Source organism: Corynebacterium sp. LK2590, assembly GCF_040946105.1.
Taxonomy (GTDB): domain Bacteria; phylum Actinomycetota; class Actinomycetes; order Mycobacteriales; family Mycobacteriaceae; genus Corynebacterium.
In genome coordinates this window covers 51,582-67,457 of record NZ_JAYWMH010000008.1, presented here as the reverse complement: position 1 = coordinate 67,457, position 15,876 = coordinate 51,582, and the positions used below count along the sequence as shown (strand labels likewise).

General features: G+C 63.0%; 24 protein-coding genes. 8 read left to right on the top strand and 16 right to left on the bottom strand.

What is annotated here, in order from left to right; genetic code table 11:
• Positions 1 to 225 precede the first annotated feature (225 nt).
• Both VVR85_RS10245 and VVR85_RS10240 read left to right on the top strand, forming a co-directional pair.
• Positions 226 to 1,215, top strand: a complete 990-nt coding sequence (locus tag VVR85_RS10245) for a hypothetical protein (RefSeq protein WP_368520783.1) — start codon at positions 226 to 228, stop codon at positions 1,213 to 1,215.
• A gap of 370 nt (positions 1,216 to 1,585) precedes the next feature.
• Positions 1,586 to 2,629 carry a hypothetical protein gene (locus tag VVR85_RS10240; RefSeq protein ID WP_368520782.1) on the top strand — a complete coding sequence of 348 codons (1,044 nt, stop codon included), beginning with the start codon at positions 1,586 to 1,588 and terminating at the stop codon, positions 2,627 to 2,629.
• A gap of 337 nt (positions 2,630 to 2,966) precedes the next feature.
• Here VVR85_RS10240 and rplE read toward each other — a convergent pair whose 3' ends face one another.
• The 14 genes from rplE to rpsJ all read right to left on the bottom strand — a co-directional run bounded on the left by rplE (position 2,967) and on the right by rpsJ (position 9,719).
• Complete coding sequence (rplE, locus tag VVR85_RS10235) at positions 2,967 to 3,518, bottom strand: 50S ribosomal protein L5 (RefSeq protein WP_070768205.1); 552 nt, start codon at positions 3,516 to 3,518, stop codon at positions 2,967 to 2,969.
• 2 nt (positions 3,519 to 3,520) lie between these two features.
• A complete protein-coding gene (rplX, locus tag VVR85_RS10230; protein ID WP_070768204.1) occupies positions 3,521 to 3,835 on the bottom strand; it encodes a 50S ribosomal protein L24 in 315 nt (104 codons plus the stop codon).
• Between the two features lie 4 nt (positions 3,836 to 3,839).
• Positions 3,840 to 4,208 (bottom strand): 50S ribosomal protein L14, encoded by a 369-nt coding sequence (gene rplN / locus VVR85_RS10225; RefSeq protein WP_070768203.1) that lies wholly within the window; start codon positions 4,206 to 4,208, stop codon positions 3,840 to 3,842.
• A 329-nt stretch (positions 4,209 to 4,537) separates the two neighbouring features.
• A complete protein-coding gene (gene rpsQ, locus VVR85_RS10220; RefSeq protein WP_070768202.1) occupies positions 4,538 to 4,846 on the bottom strand; it encodes a 30S ribosomal protein S17 in 309 nt (102 codons plus the stop codon).
• Between the two features lie 2 nt (positions 4,847 to 4,848).
• Positions 4,849 to 5,079, bottom strand: coding sequence for a 50S ribosomal protein L29 (gene rpmC, locus VVR85_RS10215; protein WP_070768201.1), 231 nt, complete (start codon positions 5,077 to 5,079; stop codon positions 4,849 to 4,851).
• Positions 5,079 to 5,495, bottom strand: coding sequence for a 50S ribosomal protein L16 (rplP, locus tag VVR85_RS10210; protein WP_368520781.1), 417 nt, complete (start codon positions 5,493 to 5,495; stop codon positions 5,079 to 5,081). The genes rpmC and rplP overlap by 1 nt, the downstream gene beginning before the upstream one ends.
• 3 nt (positions 5,496 to 5,498) lie before the next feature.
• Positions 5,499 to 6,245, bottom strand: coding sequence for a 30S ribosomal protein S3 (gene rpsC / locus VVR85_RS10205; protein WP_070768199.1), 747 nt, complete (start codon positions 6,243 to 6,245; stop codon positions 5,499 to 5,501).
• Complete coding sequence (gene rplV, locus VVR85_RS10200; protein WP_070768198.1) at positions 6,245 to 6,607, bottom strand: 50S ribosomal protein L22; 363 nt, start codon at positions 6,605 to 6,607, stop codon at positions 6,245 to 6,247. Before rplV ends, rpsC begins: the two co-directional genes overlap by 1 nt.
• Positions 6,608 to 6,610: 3 nt before the next feature.
• Entirely contained in the window at positions 6,611 to 6,889 is a 279-nt protein-coding gene (rpsS, locus tag VVR85_RS10195; RefSeq protein ID WP_040084843.1) for a 30S ribosomal protein S19, read from the bottom strand.
• 13 nt (positions 6,890 to 6,902) lie between these two features.
• Positions 6,903 to 7,739: a 50S ribosomal protein L2 gene (gene rplB / locus VVR85_RS10190; RefSeq protein ID WP_368520780.1), complete on the bottom strand. Its 837-nt coding sequence runs from the start codon at positions 7,737 to 7,739 to the stop codon at positions 6,903 to 6,905.
• Between the two features lie 28 nt (positions 7,740 to 7,767).
• A complete protein-coding gene (gene rplW, locus VVR85_RS10185; protein ID WP_070768196.1) occupies positions 7,768 to 8,070 on the bottom strand; it encodes a 50S ribosomal protein L23 in 303 nt (100 codons plus the stop codon).
• A complete protein-coding gene (gene rplD / locus VVR85_RS10180) occupies positions 8,063 to 8,728 on the bottom strand; it encodes a 50S ribosomal protein L4 (protein WP_368520779.1) in 666 nt (221 codons plus the stop codon). The genes rplW and rplD overlap by 8 nt, the downstream gene beginning before the upstream one ends.
• Positions 8,725 to 9,381 carry a 50S ribosomal protein L3 gene (gene rplC / locus VVR85_RS10175; protein ID WP_368520778.1) on the bottom strand — a complete coding sequence of 219 codons (657 nt, stop codon included), beginning with the start codon at positions 9,379 to 9,381 and terminating at the stop codon, positions 8,725 to 8,727. The genes rplD and rplC overlap by 4 nt, the downstream gene beginning before the upstream one ends.
• Before the next feature lie 32 nt (positions 9,382 to 9,413).
• Positions 9,414 to 9,719, bottom strand: a complete 306-nt coding sequence (gene rpsJ / locus VVR85_RS10170) for a 30S ribosomal protein S10 (RefSeq protein ID WP_003848085.1) — start codon at positions 9,717 to 9,719, stop codon at positions 9,414 to 9,416.
• A gap of 837 nt (positions 9,720 to 10,556) precedes the next feature.
• On the opposite strand from rpsJ, the gene VVR85_RS10165 reads away from it, so the two are divergent.
• From VVR85_RS10165 to amaP, 6 genes are read left to right on the top strand one after another with little or no spacing between them, the layout of a single operon-like run.
• Complete coding sequence (locus VVR85_RS10165) at positions 10,557 to 10,970, top strand: Asp23/Gls24 family envelope stress response protein (RefSeq protein WP_368520843.1); 414 nt, start codon at positions 10,557 to 10,559, stop codon at positions 10,968 to 10,970.
• A gap of 6 nt (positions 10,971 to 10,976) precedes the next feature.
• Entirely contained in the window at positions 10,977 to 11,360 is a 384-nt protein-coding gene (locus VVR85_RS10160) for a hypothetical protein (protein WP_368520777.1), read from the top strand.
• Positions 11,361 to 11,406: 46 nt separating this feature from the next.
• On the top strand, positions 11,407 to 11,604 hold the full coding sequence (locus VVR85_RS10155; protein WP_368520776.1) for a hypothetical protein: 198 nt from the start codon (positions 11,407 to 11,409) through the stop codon (positions 11,602 to 11,604).
• Entirely contained in the window at positions 11,604 to 12,524 is a 921-nt protein-coding gene (locus VVR85_RS10150) for an Asp23/Gls24 family envelope stress response protein (protein WP_368520775.1), read from the top strand. Before VVR85_RS10155 ends, VVR85_RS10150 begins: the two co-directional genes overlap by 1 nt.
• A complete protein-coding gene (locus VVR85_RS10145) occupies positions 12,514 to 13,089 on the top strand; it encodes a DUF6286 domain-containing protein (RefSeq protein ID WP_368520774.1) in 576 nt (191 codons plus the stop codon). The genes VVR85_RS10150 and VVR85_RS10145 overlap by 11 nt, the downstream gene beginning before the upstream one ends.
• The gene (amaP, locus tag VVR85_RS10140) at positions 13,082 to 13,642 is read left to right on the top strand and encodes an alkaline shock response membrane anchor protein AmaP (protein WP_368520773.1); all 561 of its coding nucleotides are present in this window, start codon (positions 13,082 to 13,084) and stop codon (positions 13,640 to 13,642) included. The genes VVR85_RS10145 and amaP overlap by 8 nt, the downstream gene beginning before the upstream one ends.
• Before the next feature lie 33 nt (positions 13,643 to 13,675).
• Here the strand turns inward: amaP and VVR85_RS10135 are convergent, their stop codons facing one another.
• Positions 13,676 to 14,413: a hypothetical protein gene (locus VVR85_RS10135; protein ID WP_368520772.1), complete on the bottom strand. Its 738-nt coding sequence runs from the start codon at positions 14,411 to 14,413 to the stop codon at positions 13,676 to 13,678.
• 150 nt (positions 14,414 to 14,563) lie between these two features.
• A complete protein-coding gene (tuf, locus tag VVR85_RS10130) occupies positions 14,564 to 15,754 on the bottom strand; it encodes an elongation factor Tu (protein WP_368520771.1) in 1,191 nt (396 codons plus the stop codon).
• Between the last annotated feature and the right edge of the window lie 122 nt (positions 15,755 to 15,876).

Here is a 15,876-nt window from a genome sequence, read left to right as displayed (position 1 = left end):
TACTGCGGTTACGCGGAAGGGGCCACGCGGGCCTAGTACGCATAAAATTTTAAGACTATTTCCAGCACTTACATAATCAGGGCGCAAAGATTTTCCAGACACCCCAACCGTGTCTTTTGCAACTCCAGTCACTCCAGGCACTATGGTTGTGTATATTCGTTCCGCTGGCCCGGCCGGCGGACTCCTTCCCCTCTCCCCGCCCTATCCCTTTTCGGAGCCACCTCGATGCCGAGCCACCCACACACCAGTGCCTGGGCCGCCTTGCAGGCCCGGGGCGATGCCGCCCGCCCGGATTCCCGCTCCGCTACCCGCCCCCGACCGGAGGCCGACGGCCCCCGCCGCCGTCCCCGCCGGCGCACGGATGCCACCCCGCAGCAACACCCTTTGGCCTTCCCGCAGCAGGAGGCGCCTGCGGCTACGCCCGCGAGCACCCAGGTAGACACGGCCGAAAGCAAGGACCGGCCCGGGCTGCTCCGCGCGTGGTCCAACAACGGCGCGGTCCGCGTCGCCGTCGGCGTGGTAGCTACGGTCGCGCTTATCTTCTCCATCCAGCGCACCGTCGATACCCCGGAGGAAATCACCCAGGCCCCGCAGCTGTCGGCCCACGCGGGCGAGGCCCCGGCTATCGCCCCGTCGCCGGCGCAGGAGATGTATGTTCCGGCGGTAGGTATTCACGCCAATTTCGACGCGGAGCCCTGCCGGGTTAAGGACGGCGCCATCGATCCGGAGAACATGGACACCGCGTGCACGTATACCGCAGATAACCGCCCCTATTCCCTACCCGGCCCCACCGCCGAGGACCTCGTGGTGGTCGCCGGCCACACCGGCGCGGGCGTGCCCGGGGTCTTCGACAACCTCTACGACGGCGGCAGCGACGAGCACCGCATCAACGTGGGCGACAAGCTCTACCTGCGCACGGCAGCCTCCGGCGACGACTGGCTGGTCTATACAGCCACCGACCTCCACGATCCCAACAAGGGCGGTCTGGCTGACGATGCCTCCGTGTGGGGCGACGGCCCCCAGCCCGGGCGCCTTTTGACCATCAGCTGCATCCAGCCCGCTAACCTGTGGCAGCCGGCTGTCCGCAACGCGGTCGTGGGCTGGCAGCTGGAATCCGTGGTCAGCCCCGACGCCGGCAGTGATGCGCCGGACCAGGTCTCCCCGGACGAGGTTCAACCCGTGCCCTACCCGGGCAAGGAGCCGGCCACGCTCTAGAGCAAACTGGGGCCCGAGGCCCGCCCGCGGCACTGCCCCAGCACAGTTGTCTATACCCCCGAAACCTACCCCCAGCGAAAATCGCGAGCCCTAAATAATACCTTTTCGCCGGAAAGATAGCACTTCGCCACGCCGAAAACTGTTCGAGCCTCCACCAAGCTGGAACTTCATCTAGCACCCGTTAAGGCACCCGCCGCGCTGTCTACGCTTTTAGGGCCAAAATTAGTGAGCCACTCTCAAAGTTACTGATGAGAAAATTGTTACTTGTTGTGACAAAAGGTGCGCTTGGGGCTAATCTCAATTTCGATGGCGCCATGGTCCCCTATTCGAACTTGGCGCCTAGTCCCATCACTCTCAAGGAGAACCTCTCATGCAGAAGCTCACCCGCACCCTGACCGCCGGCGTTATGGCCGCAGCTCTTACCCTGGGCGGCACCGTCGTGGCTCAGGCCCAGGAAAACCCGATGACGCTCACCGTCGACGGCACGGAGTACTACAAGAACGCCGACGGCAAGTACACCTCCGGTTTCGGCGAGGATGCCACCGAACTGACCGGCGCGGAGCTCGACAACGCCCTGAATGCGTGGCGCGAAGAAAACGGCTTCACCTCTGAAGGCGAAGCAGGTGACACCGGCGAGGAAGGCACCCCCGAGGGAAACGAGGGCATCCCGGCCCCGGCCACCATTGAGGAAGAGGGCACCACCTGGTACCAATCCACCCAGGACAAGGGCGTCTACGTCGACGACCCGGCCAAGGTCAACGAGCCGGTTACCGACGAGATGCGCGCTGCTTCTCAGGCCATGCTGGACAACCGCGCCGCCCGCTTGGAGCACGGCGACAACGAAGGTATCCCGCTTCCGGCAGAAATCACCGATAAGGACGGCGTGACCTGGTACCAGTCCACCCAGGACAAGAGCGTCTACGTCGACGACCCGGCCAAGGTCAACGAGCCGATCACCGACGAGATGCGCGCTGCTTCCGATGCCATGCTGGCCGAGTACAACAAGCAGCAGGCGGAGGAAGAAAAAGACTACTCCAAGCTGGCTTGGCTGGCCCTGCCGGCAGCCCTCATCATCGGCGGCGTGACCTGGTACCTGATGCAGGACGGCAAGACCTACACCCAGGACAAGGCCCGCGTGAACGAGCAGCCGACCGCAGAAGAAAAGGCTGCCTCCGAGGAGCTCCTGGCCGCTAACAAGGACGAGGTCATCGCCCAGGGCGGCAAGCTGGACGAGGCCGCCTACGCCGGCGCCGGCGCCCAGGGTGTCGGCACCGCCCAGGACACCGCCACCGCCCCGCGCGGTATGGCCGCTGAGACCGGCTCCAACACCGTGGCACGCGGCCTCATCGCCCTGGCCGTCGTCGCCATGGCGGGCGCCGCCGCCTTCGTGGCCCGCCGCAAGTTCTTCGCCTAATAGCGCGAAGCCGAAAACACTAAAACTCCCGTAACCACCAACGTGGCTACGGGAGCTTTTCTCTGCCCAGCCCAGCGCTCGTAAGCAGCCACTAGCGCCCGGCGGGCGGCTATGAAGCTCTCTACCTACGGACATCATACCGCGTATACACCGTCGAGCGCACAGGTTACGACGAAATACCGCAGTGGGATGAGGGCCTCAACTAAAGAACGAGACAGAGACAACAAAGAAGAAGACATAGAAGAACCCCGGCCGGTACTTCGTTTGAGTACCGGCCGGGGTTCTTGCTTAGCCCGAGTTCCTAGCCTTGGATCGGCTGAGAACTCGGCTAGCTACCTTACTTGAACGGGAAGCCCAGCTCGCGCAGGAGCTTGCGGCCCTCGTCATCGTTGGTAGCGGTGGTGACGACGGTGATGTCCATACCACGTGGGCGATCGATCTTGTCGATGTCGATCTCGTAGAACATGGACTGCTCGGACAGGCCGAAGGTGTAGTTGCCGTGGCCGTCGAACTGCTGATCAGACAGACCGCGGAAGTCGCGAATACGCGGCAGCGCGATGGTCAGCAGGCGGTCCAGGAACTCCCACATGCGGTCGCCACGCAGGGTGACGCGGGCGCCGATCGGCATGCCCTCACGCAGCTTGAAGTTTGCGATGGACTTGCGTGCGCGGCGCAGCTGCGGCTTCTGGCCGGTAATCAGGGCCAGGTCTTCCAGTGCACCGTTGATCAGCTTGGAGTCACGGGCAGCGTCGCCGACGCCCATGTTGACGACAACCTTGGTCACGCCCGGAATCTGCATGACGTTGTCGTAGTGGAACTCCTCGTTGAGGGTGTTCTTGATTTCGTCGCGGTAGCGCGCCTTCAGGCGCGGGGTGTAGTTCTCGCTCATGTTTAGATGTCCTTCCCGTTGCTACGCGCGATACGGACCTTCTTGCCGTTTTCGTCGAAACGGTAGCCCACGCGGGTCGGCTTGCCCTCGGAGTCCAGGATCGCAACGTTGGACACGTGGATCGGAGCCTCCTGGGTCACGATTCCGCCGGACTCAGCACCGCGCTCGGTAGCGGAGTTGGCGACGTGCTTCTTGATGCGGTTGACGCCCTCGACGAGGACCTTCTCGCGCTTCGGGTATGCCTCGATGACCTTGCCCTGGGCGCCCTTGTCCGGGCCCGAGATGACAACGACCATATCTCCCTTATGAATCTTCATAAGACTAGATCACCTCCGGGGCGAGAGAAACGATGCGCATGAAGCGCTTGTCACGCAGCTCACGAGCAACCGGCCCGAAGATACGGGTACCGCGGGGCTCGCTCTCACCCTTCAGGATGACAGCAGCGTTCTCATCAAAGCGGATGTAGGAGCCGTCCGGACGACGGGTTTCCTTCTTGGCACGGACGATGACGGCCTTGACGACGTCACCTTCTTTAACGTTTCCGCCTGGTACGGCTTCCTTGACAGTAGCGACGACAACGTCACCGATGCCAGCGAAGCGACGTACGGAGCCGCCGAGAGGACGGATGACGAGCAGCTCTCGTGCACCCGAGTTATCGGCGACGCGCAGGCGCGATTCTTGCTGAATCACTATGGGTCTCCTGACCTGGATTAACGTGCGACAAGATTTCCGTCCTTGCCACACCTGGTCTACTTACATGATTGGAGCTAAAGCCTTACAACGAACATGTCGAGGGGTCTCGGGCTGCGGTTCGGAACGCACCGCGCGCCGACCAAGCTTTTAGCAACCCTAATATTCAACCACATGCCGGCCCCTTAACTCAAATCCCTGATCTTTTCATTCTCCAACACGCCGCCGGGGCGTTTGCGCTGGTGCGGCGGCTGGCCTATGCAAAAAGCCCGCAGCCAACCAGATGGTTGCTGCGGGCTTAAATCGCTTAATCGCGAAAGGGCTAGGTTTTACTTAGCCTTCTCGACGATCTCGACGAGACGGAAGTGCTTGTCCTTGGACAGCGGGCGGGTCTCGGCGATGCGGACGCGGTCGCCGACGCCGGCGATCTCGTCTTCGTCGTGCGCCTTCACCTTGGAGTTGGAGCGCATGATCTTGCCGTACAGGGCGTGCTGCTTGCGGTCTTCGAGCTCGACGACAATAGTCTTCTGCATCTTGTCAGAAACCACGTAGCCGGTGCGGACCTTGCGGGCGCCCTTTTCCTTCTCCTTCTTCGGAGTCGGTTGCTTCTTGGATTCAGTCACGTTTGCCTCACTCATGATTAAGCCTCAGCTCCCGGAGCAACGGACAGGCCCAACTCGCGCTCACGCAGCACGGTGTAAATGCGGGCGATGTCGCGCTTTACAACGCTGACGCGGCGGTTGTTGGTCAGCTGGCCAGTTGCCTTCTGGAAACGGAGGTTGAACAGCTCTTCCTTCGCATCCTTCAGGCGGTTTTCCAGCTCGGAGTTGTCGAGCTCGCGGAACTCGTGGGCGGGGGTACCGGTAGCCATTAGAACTGGTCCTCCTTCTTGATGATGCGGACCTTGCACGGAAGCTTCTGGCCGGCACGACGCAGAGCCTCAACAGCAGTGGCCTCGTTCGGGTAGCTCATCTCGAAAAGAACGCGGCCCGGCTTAACGTTAGCCACCCACTTCTCGACCGGGCCCTTACCGGAACCCATACGAACGCCGAGCGGCTTCTGGGTCAACGGACGGTCCGGGAAGATGTTGATCCACACCTTGCCACCGCGCTTGACGTGGCGGTTGATGGCAATACGTGCGGCCTCAATCTGACGGTTGGTGATGTAAGCCGGCTCCAGAGCCTGGATGGCGTAATCACCGAAGTTGATGCGGTTACCGCCCTTGGAGACACCGCGCCGACCCGGGCGGTGCTGACGACGGTACTTGACGCGCTTAGGAATCAGCATGGATTAGCCCTCCTGCTTCTGCTGTGCGCGCTGACGGCGCTGGCCGCCACGGCGGGAACGACCACCACGGTCGCGGCCGCGGCCCTGCGCCGGAGCGTTCAGTTCGGATTCGCGTACGCCGCCGACAACGTCACCCTTGTAGATCCACACCTTGATGCCGATGCGGCCGAAGGTGGTGTGGGCCTCTGCGGTGCCGTAGTCGATTTCCGCACGCAGGGTGTGCAGCGGAACGCGGCCTTCGTGGTAGCGCTCGGTGCGGGACATCTCAGCGCCGCCCAGACGACCAGAGCAGAGGACCTTGATGCCCTTGACCTGCGGCTGGCGCATAGCGGACTGGATGGCCTTACGCATGGCGCGGCGGAAAGCAACGCGGTTGACCAGCTGCTCAGCGATGGACTGAGCAACCAGGGTGGCGTTGGCGTCGACCTGCTTGACCTCGAGGATGTTGAGGGCAACCATCTTGCCGGTGAGCTTTTCCAGCCCGCGGCGGATGCGGTCGGCCTCAGCACCGCGGCGACCGATCACGATGCCCGGGCGGGCGGTGTGAATGTCGACGCGGACGCGGTCACGGGTGCGCTCGATGACGACGTCGGCGATGCCGGCGCGCTCGAGGCCCGTGGACAGGTACTCGCGGATCTTGATGTCTTCGGCTACGTACTTTGCGTAGTCGTCCTTATCGGCGTACCAGTGGGTCTTCCAGTCGGAAGTGATGCCCAAACGTAGGCCGTGAGGATGGATTTTCTGGCCCATTACTTGGCCCCTTCCTGCTGGCTCTCGACCACCACGGTGATGTGGCTGGTGCGCTTACGGATCATGAATGCGCGGCCCTGGGCGCGCGGCTGGAAACGACGCATGGTCGGACCCTCGTTGGCGTAAGCCTCGGAGATGACCAGGGTCTTCGGGTCGAGCCCGAAGTTGTTCTCAGCGTTAGCAGCGGCCGAGGCAACGACCTTAGCGACCGGCTTAGCAGCGCCCTGCGGGGCGTACTTCAGGATAGCCAGTGCCTCGGATACGGACTTACCGCGTACCAGGTCGATAACGCGGCGCGCCTTCATCGGGGTTACGCGGACGTAACGGGCCGTAGCGCTGGCGTTGGTGATGGTGTCACTCATCGCTTATCGACGTCCCTTCTTGTCATCCTTGACGTGACCCTTAAAGGTCTTGGTGGGGGCGAACTCGCCCAGTTTGTGGCCGACCATGGAGTCGTCGACAAACACCGGCACATGCTTCCGGCCGTCGTGGACGGCGAAGGTGTGGCCAATGAAGTCCGGCAAAATGGTCGAACGGCGGGACCAGGTCTTGATGACCTGCTTGGTGCCTGCCTCGTTCTGAGCATCTACCTTGTTGAGGAGGTGCTCATCGACGAAGGGGCCCTTCTTTAGGCTGCGTGGCATTTTTTACCTCCTCTTAGCGCTTCTTGTTCGGGCGACGACGGCGCACGATCATGTTGTTGGAGTAACGGTTCGGGTTGCGGGTACGGCCTTCCTTCTGGCCCCACGGGGAAACCGGGTGGCGACCACCGGAAGTCTTACCCTCACCACCACCGTGCGGGTGGTCGACCGGGTTCATAACAACACCACGGACGGTCGGGCGAACGCCCTTCCAACGCAAACGGCCGGCCTTGCCCCAACGGATGTTCATCTGGTCAGCGTTGCCGACCTCACCGACGGTAGCGCGGCAGCGGATGTCCACACGGCGGATTTCGGAAGACGGCATACGCAGAACTGCGTACTTGCCTTCCTTACCCAGCAGCTGGATCGAAGCACCAGCGGAGCGGGCCAGCTTAGCGCCGGCGCCCGGCTTCAGCTCTACAGCGTGGATGATGGTACCGGTCGGGATGTTGCGCAGCGGCAAGTTGTTACCGGTCTTGATATCGGCGTTGGCGCCAGACTCGACCATGGTGCCCTGCTTCAGGCCCTTCGGTGCGATGATGTAGCGCTTCTCGCCGTCCACGTAGTGGAGCAGAGCGATGTTTGCGGTGCGGTTCGGGTCGTACTCGATGTGAGCGACCTTTGCCGGGATGCCGTCCTTGTCGTTACGACGGAAGTCGATCAGACGGTAACGGCGCTTGTGGCCACCGCCGATGTGGCGAGTGGTGATGCGACCGTAGTTGTTACGGCCGCCGGTCTTGCTCAGGGGACGCAGCAGGGACTTCTCCGGAGTAGAACGAGTGATTTCCTCGAACTTCGACACGGAGGATGCGCGGCGACCCGGAGTTGTCGGCTTGTACTTACGAATAGCCATAATTCTTCCTTACTTCTCGACTTTCCTCTTAGGCGCCAGCGCCGAAGATGTCGATGGAGTCGCTGCCCTCACGGAGCGTCACGTAGGCGCGCTTGGTGGACTTGCGTCGGCCGAAACCGGTGCGGGTGCGCTTCAGCTTGCCCTCGCGGTTAACGGTGTTGACGGAGTCGACCTTCACGCCGAAGATCTGCTCTACGGCATCTTTGATTTGGGTCTTGTTGGAGTCCTTGGCGACGAAGAACGTGTAGACGTTCTGCTCCATCAGGCCGTAGGACTTTTCAGAGACGACCGGGGCGATGATGATATCGCGCGGGTTAACGGTCTTAGCCATTGTTGACCTCCTTGGCCTCGTCAGCGCCGTTCACGCGGGTGACGAAGGTATGCAGAGCCTCAACGGAGAACACAACGTCGTCCGCGTTCAGGACGTCGTAGGTGTTCAGCTGGCCAGCGTCCAGGATGTGGACGTTTTCCAGGTTGTTGGCGCTGCGGCGAGCGTTCAGGTCCTCGCGGCCGATGACCAGCAGCACGTTCTTGCGGTCGGTCAGGCGCTCGAGGAAGGCCTTAGCCGACTTGGTGGACGGCTTCTGGCCCGGAACCAGCTCTTCGATGACGTGGATGCGCTCGTTGCGAGCACGGTCGGACAGTGCGCCGAAGAGAGCAGCCTTGATCATCTTCTTCGGGGTACGCTGCGCGTAGTTACGCGGCTGCGGACCGTGCACGGTGCCGCCGCCAGTGTAGTGCGGGGCGCGGATGGAGCCCTGACGAGCTCGGCCGGTGCCCTTCTGGCGGAACGGCTTGCGGCCACCGCCGCGGACATCGCCGCGGGTCTTGGTGGCGTGGGTGCCCTGACGGGCGCCGGCCAGCTGAGCGGTGACGACCTGGTGCATCAAAGCGATGGATACCTCGGTGTCAAAGATTTCAGCCGGCAGCTCCACGGAGCCGTTGGTCTTACCCTCAGCGGTCTGGACGTCTAGCTTAAGGTTGCTCATGCGTGTGCACCGCCCTTCACTGCGGTCTTAACGGTGACGAGTCCGCCGCGAGCACCCGGGATAGCACCCTTGATGAGCAGCAGGTTGGACTCGGCATCGATCTTCTGAACCTTCAGGTTTTGCGTGGTAACGCGGTCCTGGCCCATGCGGCCAGCCATGCGCTTACCCTTGAAGACGCGGCCCGGGGTAGCAGCGCCGCCGATACCGCCGACGCGGCGGTGAGCAGCCTGGTTACCGTGGGCAGCGCCCTGGCCGGCGAAGCCGTGGCGCTTCATAGCGCCGGCGTAGCCGTGGCCCTTGGTGGTGCCGGTGACATCCACGAAGTCAACGCCTTCGAAGATCTCAACGGTCACGTCCTGGCCGACCTCGTAAGCGGAGGTGTCGTCCATGCGGATCTCGGCCACGTGGCGACGCGGGGTCACGCCAGCCTTCTTGAAGTGGCCAGCGGCCGGCTTCTTAGCCTTGCGGGGATCCATGTCGCCGAAGGCGATCTGGATGGCGTTGTAGCCATCGGTTTCTACGGTACGAATCTGGGTGACAACGCACGGCCCAGCCTCGACGACGGTGACCGGCACAACGCGGTTCTCCTCGTCGAAGACCTGGGTCATGCCGAGCTTGCGGCCCAGAATGCCCTTGATCTCGTTTTCACTCATTAGTATTTCTCCACCAAAGTTCTATTCGTCGATCACTGAATGTTCACGTCGACACTTGCCGGAAGATCGATGCGCATCAGGGCGTCAACGGTCTTCGGCGTCGGGTCGAGAATGTCGATCAGGCGCTTGTGGGTGCGCATTTCGAAGTGCTCGCGAGAGTCCTTGTACTTGTGTGGAGAACGAATAACGGCGTATACGTTCTTTTCGGTCGGCAGCGGCACCGGGCCAACGACACGGGCACCCGTGCGGGTGACAGTTTCGACGATCTTCTTGGCAGAAGCGTCGATAGCCTCGTGGTCATAGGCCTTCAGCCGAATGCGGATTTTTTGTCCCGCCACGCTTATCCTCTTTCTCGCTTTCCCACTTTCACATACCCGGTTCTTCCGGGGCGTGAAGCGGTGGAAACTTGCTTCTCGATTTCTCTATAACGTTGTCCGGGCCAGGGGCCTGGGCGCAACGCCAGTTGTCTTGACTGCCATGACGACGAAGAAGTACTCGGCCTGGCAAAAACAGGCGCCGACTTCTTTTCGGGGTACAAGACCCGAAGTCAATTCAAGCTACTCGAGGACGGTTTTCACGCATTACACGTGGCAATCCGAACCGATTTACTATACTGCCGCTGTTTATTTGCCATGCCCCTTCTCCGGTTCTAATTCTCGGGATGTCTCTGCTCAAACGCGGACCTAGCCCGATCCTTAGACCTTCGTTAGCACCTGCCAGAGCAGGCCCTATGCGAAAGCGTCATGTTCGCCTTACCAGCGCCAGCGTCTTCCTCCTTCCCTGTGGGAACCCCGCCGTAGCTAAGTACTGCGGCCCTCCCGTCAGTCCGAAGGACACGCTGCCGTGTTAAAGCAACCCTTGTATTAAAGCACGTAGATTCGCTTTTTCCAAACCACTGCCCAAACAGTGCCAAAAATCACCTTTAAATAAAGATTTGTCTATCCCCGCATTAATAACGAGCCGGTTCCGCTAAATCTCCGTATACTTTGGGGCGTAAATAAAAGCCCATTATTGAAAGGGAAATAGCTGTGGCTAACAACACCGCAAACTCCGGCAAGAACTCCAACAACAACTCGGCTAACGAGACCAAGACTGACGTGACCAAGGTCCAGGATTCCGCTTCCCAGAACGCCCCGGCCCAGAAGGTCGGCGGCGAGGAGGTCTCCCAGCGCAAGGTGAACTCCAACCTGGAGACCGAGTACGGCACCACCACCATCGATGACGACGTGGTGGCCAAGATCTCCGGCATCGCCGCCCGCGAGGTCTCCGGCGTTTCCGCCCTGGGTGGCGGCGGCGCCCGCATGCTGGGCTCCATCCGCGAGTCCTTCGGCGCTTCCGAGGACGTCCGCCAGGGCGTGTCCGTTGAGGTTTCCGAGGGCACCGCTTCCGTCGAGGTCGCCATCATCGCCGAGTACGGCGTGGCCATCCACGAGCTGGCCGAGGCCATCCGCCGCAACATCATGAACGCTGTGGAGCGCATGACTGGTCTGAACGTTGACCGCGTCGACGTCATCGTCCACGACGTGAAGCTGCCGGAGGAAGACAACGACGACAACGAGCAGCAGGCCATCGCCGGCAACCAGGCGTAGTAACTCATGCCCAGCCCCCGTTCTCGCTTCCTCTTAGAGGCAGACCAGGCCCAAGGGCTAGCTGCAGCACTGGAAGGACTTCCCGGCGTCGCCGAGCTTTTCGGCGGACGCTTCGGGGAAGTCTCTCTGTATTTCCCGGGTCAACGCATCCCGGGCATCCGTCAACTGCACCAGCGCGACGACACGCAGATCGAAATCCAGGTGGTCGCGGATCTTTCCCGCACTAAGGATCTCCACGATCTGGCCGACCGCGTGCGCGACAAGGCCCGGGAAACCGTTCCCGAGCTGCAACGCGTCGACGTCCGGATCGCTGATGCTGTCCCGAACGCCTCCGCTGTAGCGAACGCGGATTCTTCCGCTGCCCCGTCGGCTACTGGCCCGACCTCGTAGACGAGCAAACAGCCCGACTTCTACTTTCCCAACGAAGGGTAAACCTATGAACAACTACACCACTTACGGCATCGTCGCCGGTGTTGTTTTGGCCTTCGCCATCATTCTGGGCAACCTGCCCCTGGTGCTGCTCGCGATCTTGTTCGGCGCCATCGGCGGCGTCATCGGCGCACACTTTGATGGCCGCATTAACCTGTCCGAAATCTGGTACAACATCATCGGCAAAGACAAGGGCCAAGGCTAATGACCGACACCCCGAACAACCCCACTGGGGCCGGGGCGGATAACGCTGGCGCGACGGATATCTCCATCCGCACTTTCGACAAGTTGGTCACGGCAGCCATCCGTTCCGTGCCCGGAACCTGCGACGTGGACTCGAAGCTCGCCGGTATCGCCGGCCGCGGCTTCCCGCGCGTGCAAACCCAGGTAGATTCCTACCGCCGCGTCCTCGCGGTGGAGGCTTCCATCGCGGTCACGTGGCCCGCGCCCGTAACCCAGGTGGCCGAGCAGGTTCGTGCCGCCATCGCGGAGGCCGCGCGCACCTACACGGACTACGAGACCACCCGGGTCAACGTCTCCGTGGGCACCGTGGTCCCGGGCGAGCGCATCGCGCCGACCAGCGTGGCCGCCCGCCCGCACGCCGCGGCGTTTAGCCCGCAGGTCAACCCGCACCGCATCTGGCAGCCGGAGACGGTACGCGGCATCGACAAGCTCGCGGAGATCCACTCCCCGGAGCCGGTCCGCCTGCGGTCCATCGACGCCGGCCGCGAGCCGGAGGTGCGTTCCGTGTCCGCGGACGCCTCCCCGTTCCGCCCGCGCCAGATTGCACAGCCGCGCGAGGCTCAGGTCACCAGCCCGGTGACCCCGGAGCCGGTTACCCCGCGCTCGGTGCAGTCCCCTGCCCCGGCACGCTTGCGCGCCCACGGCGAGGCCTTCGAGCACGAACCGCGCCCGGTGCGCACCGCGTCCAGCCAGCCGCTGCGCCGAATCGAGATCCGGCCCGCCAATCCGTCGCCGGCGCACGTCTACGCGCCCCGCCCGGAGCCGCTGCGCCAGATCGAGGTCACGCCGCTGCAGGTCCGCAGCCCCGAAATCGTCCCGTTCCATAAGCGCCGGAAGGCGCCTCAGCCGCAACCGCCGAAGGGAGGCTACGATGTCCGCTAATTCCGACAACCAGGAAATCGTCGGTCTGGGCCAGCAGCCCAAGGCCTCCCCCGCCGCGCGCGGCTGGGCCATCTTCCTGGGCCTGTTGTTGCTCGCGCTGGCCGTCATGGCCGGCCGGGAGACCTGGCTCGTGGCCACCGACGCCAACGCCAGCTCCTGGGTCACCCCGGTCACCGACCTGGTGGCGCGGGAGAACCTGGAGACCTGGATGATCTGGGCCGGCGTGGCCGCGGTCGTGGTGGGCCTTATCTTCCTCATCGTGGCCTTCAAGCCGCGCCGGAAGACCCACATGCGCCTCGAGTCCGAGCGGTCCTCGGTCTGGCTGCGCGCCGTGGACGTGGCCCGCCGCTCCAGCGCGGTGGCCCGCCAGGTCCCCGGCGTTGCGGCCGCCCGCACCCAGGCCACGGACAAGAACGTCAAGATCACCGTCAACGGCGACACCGAAGACCCGGCGCTGGCCCCGCGCGTGGAGGAAGCCGTCAGCCAAGCACTGCAGACGCTGGAGTCCACCCCGCGGGTCAGCGTGACCGTCGAGCCGGTCCAGGAGGTCGAAACCAATGTCTAGAGCACTAGCAACCGTTGACCGCCTGCTGTTCTTCCTGCTGGGCGTTATCCTCGTCGTGCTGGGCCTGTGGCCCATCCTGATGCACTTTGACGTCAGCTTCGCCAACCAGGCCGCCGAGTGGGTCAACCACGACGTCTGGGGCAGCCTCAGCGAACAGTCCTGGTGGGTCTACGTCTTGGCCGGCACGGCCGTCGTGGCCTTCATCCTGGGCCTGTGGATCATCGTGGCGAACTCGCGGCCGCACCGCTTCAACAAGCTGACCTCTTCGGCTTCCAACGACGAGGGCCAGGTGACCATGTCGATGAACCCGATTGCCGGGGGTATCGCCAGCGCCCTGGAAAACCTCGACGGCGTGGAGACCGTGGACCGGCGCGTGACCTACGACCGCAAGCGGCCGACCATCGCCTACACCGTCATCAGCAGCGCGGAAAAGCCCCTGGCGGACCTGCGCGCAGAGATCGAGCAGTGCGAGAGCGACTTCCGCCTGGCGTTCCCGGAGATGGACGTGGACACCACGTACAAGCTCCACTACTCCAAGCTGAAGGCGCGCTAGAAAGCCGCCGGGTCTAGGGCCGGCAAACTGGCCCTAGCACTCCGCGACGAGCACGTCCTCGATGGCGCCGAAGCGCGCCACCTCGCCGCCCGGCAGGCAGACAACCATCTGTCCGCCCGGGCGGCATTGTTCTATCTTCTCCCACTTCAGGCTCCGCTGCTGCAGGTCCCGGCGGCCGGCGGAATAGACCCGCAGACCGTGGCCGAGCACCAGCGTCTGGTCCTGGTCGGTCTTTATCACCCAGACGGTATCTCCCACCTCCCGGCGCCGCAGGGGCTTCTCCCGCGTGGCCGAGGCCAGCATCTCCTGCGCGTGGGCGATCTCTTCGTTCGCGACGCGCTGGAGGGACTCGCACACGCCCAGGCGGTGCTCTATCCCGTCCGCGTCCGCCACCACCAGCGGGCGCGCCGGCCCGGTCGGGCGCAGGCGCGAATAGTCCCAGACCACCGGCTGCAGGGCGCGGACCTGCCCGCCGTCTTCCCGGAAGGAGCGCACGACAATTCGTTCCGGATAGACCATCACGCGCGCGGTAGGCGCTTGCGTGGTCACCAGCCAGCTGCCCTGGGCCACCCCGCCCTCGGTAGGCAGCAGCGCCGGGCGCTCCCGCGCCATCTGCTCCAGAGCGGCGACCAGGTCCGCATCCGCAGTACCCCAGCCAATCCCCCGTTCTGCCAGCTGCGCGAAGATAGTGGCCAGGGACTCCTCCGGCCGGCCCTCCCAGGCCTCCTGGAGGGCGGCTAGCGTCTTTTCATTACGGGTTGGATCATGCACCCGTCCAACTCTATTACACCGCGCCTGGGAGCCTCCCCGCCCACCCTGAGCGGCGGCGCGCCACAGCCTGAAGACGCGAAAAAGCCGCCTCCCCTTTAGGGGAAGCGGCTTAATCTATTACGCCTTAGCGCGGCCCGTTAGGGGTATCGATTACTCGACAACCTTGGTAACGCGGCCAGCGCCGACGGTGCGGGAGCCCTCGCGGATAGCGAAGCGCAGGCCCTCGTCCATAGCGACCGGCTGGATCAGCTCAACGCTCATCTCAACGTTGTCGCCCGGCATAACCATCTCGGTGCCTTCCGGCAGCTTGATGACGCCGGTAACGTCGGTGGTGCGGAAGTAGAACTGCGGACGGTAGTTGTCCATGAACGGGGTGTGGCGGCCGCCCTCTTCCTTCTTCAGGACGTAGACGGAACCCTCGAACTTGGTGTGCGGGGTGTAAGCGCCCGGTTTGATGACAACCTGGCCACGCTCGACCTCTTCGCGCTTGGTACCACGCAGCAGCAGACCACAGTTGTCGCCAGCCTCGGTGTAGTCCATCATCTTGCGGAACATCTCGATACCGGTGACGGTGGTGGACATGGACTTGTCCCTGATACCGATGATCTCGACGTCCTCGTTGACCTCGAGACGGCCACGCTCAACACGGCCGGTCACGACGGTGCCGCGGCCGGTAATGGTGAAGATGTCCTCGATCGGCATCAGGAACGGCTTGTCGGTCTCGCGCTCCGGATCCGGGATGGACTCGTCGCAGGCATCCATCAGTTCAACGATGGACTTAACCCACTTCTCGTCGCCCTCGAGAGCCTTCAGAGCGGAGATGTGAACGATCGGAGCTTCCTCGTCGAAGTCCTGCTCGCCCAGCAGCTCGCGGATCTCCATCTCGACCAGCTCGATGATTTCCTCATCATCGACCATGTCGCACTTGTTCAGTGCAACGAGGATGTACGGAACGCCAACCTGGCGAGCCAGCAGAACGTGCTCGCGGGTCTGCGGCATCGGGCCGTCGGTAGCGGCGACGACCAGGATAGCACCGTCCATCTGAGCAGCGCCGGTAATCATGTTCTTGATGTAGTCGGCGTGGCCCGGGGCGTCCACGTGTGCGTAGTGGCGCTTCGGGGTGGAGTACTCAACGTGGGAGATGTTGATGGTAATACCGCGCTCCTTCTCCTCCGGAGCCTTATCGATCATGTCGAAAGCGAAAGCGGTGTTCTCTTCCGGGTACTCGTCAGCCAGCACCTTGGTGATCGCTGCGGTAGTGGTGGTCTTGCCGTGGTCGACGTGTCCGATGGTGCCGATGTTAACGTGCGGCTTCGAACGCTCGAACTTCTCCTTTGCCACTGTATGTCCTCCTGGACTATATGGTGGCTACGACCTTCGCAGCCACGTGGTTGACAGTTGCCATAGGCACGTGGGTTGTTACCGCGTGCTTATGACGCTTTCTTTACGTGCCAGTTACACGA

Bases quoted from the DNA above. Each gene is read 5' to 3' on its own strand.
- VVR85_RS10245 (WP_368520783.1), top strand. From the start codon at position 226: ATGCCGAGCCACCCACACACCAGTGCCTGGGCCGCCTTGCAGGCCCGG.
- VVR85_RS10240 (WP_368520782.1), top strand. From the start codon at position 1,586: ATGCAGAAGCTCACCCGCACCCTGACCGCCGGCGTTATGGCCGCAGCT.
- rplE (WP_070768205.1), bottom strand. From the start codon at position 3,518: ATGAGCGAGAACTACACCCCGCGCCTGAAGGCGCGCTACCGCGACGAA.
- rplX (WP_070768204.1), bottom strand. From the start codon at position 3,835: ATGAAGATTCATAAGGGAGATATGGTCGTTGTCATCTCGGGCCCGGAC.
- rpsQ (WP_070768202.1), bottom strand. From the start codon at position 4,846: ATGAGTGAGGCAAACGTGACTGAATCCAAGAAGCAACCGACTCCGAAG.
- rpmC (WP_070768201.1), bottom strand. From the start codon at position 5,079: ATGGCTACCGGTACCCCCGCCCACGAGTTCCGCGAGCTCGACAACTCC.
- rplP (WP_368520781.1), bottom strand. From the start codon at position 5,495: ATGCTGATTCCTAAGCGCGTCAAGTACCGTCGTCAGCACCGCCCGGGT.
- rpsC (WP_070768199.1), bottom strand. From the start codon at position 6,245: ATGGGCCAGAAAATCCATCCTCACGGCCTACGTTTGGGCATCACTTCC.
- rplV (WP_070768198.1), bottom strand. From the start codon at position 6,607: ATGAGTGACACCATCACCAACGCCAGCGCTACGGCCCGTTACGTCCGC.
- rpsS (WP_040084843.1), bottom strand. From the start codon at position 6,889: ATGCCACGCAGCCTAAAGAAGGGCCCCTTCGTCGATGAGCACCTCCTC.
- rplB (WP_368520780.1), bottom strand. From the start codon at position 7,739: ATGGCTATTCGTAAGTACAAGCCGACAACTCCGGGTCGCCGCGCATCC.
- rplW (WP_070768196.1), bottom strand. From the start codon at position 8,070: ATGGCTAAGACCGTTAACCCGCGCGATATCATCATCGCCCCGGTCGTC.
- rplD (WP_368520779.1), bottom strand. From the start codon at position 8,728: ATGAGCAACCTTAAGCTAGACGTCCAGACCGCTGAGGGTAAGACCAAC.
- rplC (WP_368520778.1), bottom strand. From the start codon at position 9,381: ATGAGTGAAAACGAGATCAAGGGCATTCTGGGCCGCAAGCTCGGCATG.
- VVR85_RS10160 (WP_368520777.1), top strand. From the start codon at position 10,977: ATGCCCAGCCCCCGTTCTCGCTTCCTCTTAGAGGCAGACCAGGCCCAA.
- VVR85_RS10155 (WP_368520776.1), top strand. From the start codon at position 11,407: ATGAACAACTACACCACTTACGGCATCGTCGCCGGTGTTGTTTTGGCC.
- VVR85_RS10150 (WP_368520775.1), top strand. From the start codon at position 11,604: ATGACCGACACCCCGAACAACCCCACTGGGGCCGGGGCGGATAACGCT.
- VVR85_RS10145 (WP_368520774.1), top strand. From the start codon at position 12,514: ATGTCCGCTAATTCCGACAACCAGGAAATCGTCGGTCTGGGCCAGCAG.
- amaP (WP_368520773.1), top strand. From the start codon at position 13,082: ATGTCTAGAGCACTAGCAACCGTTGACCGCCTGCTGTTCTTCCTGCTG.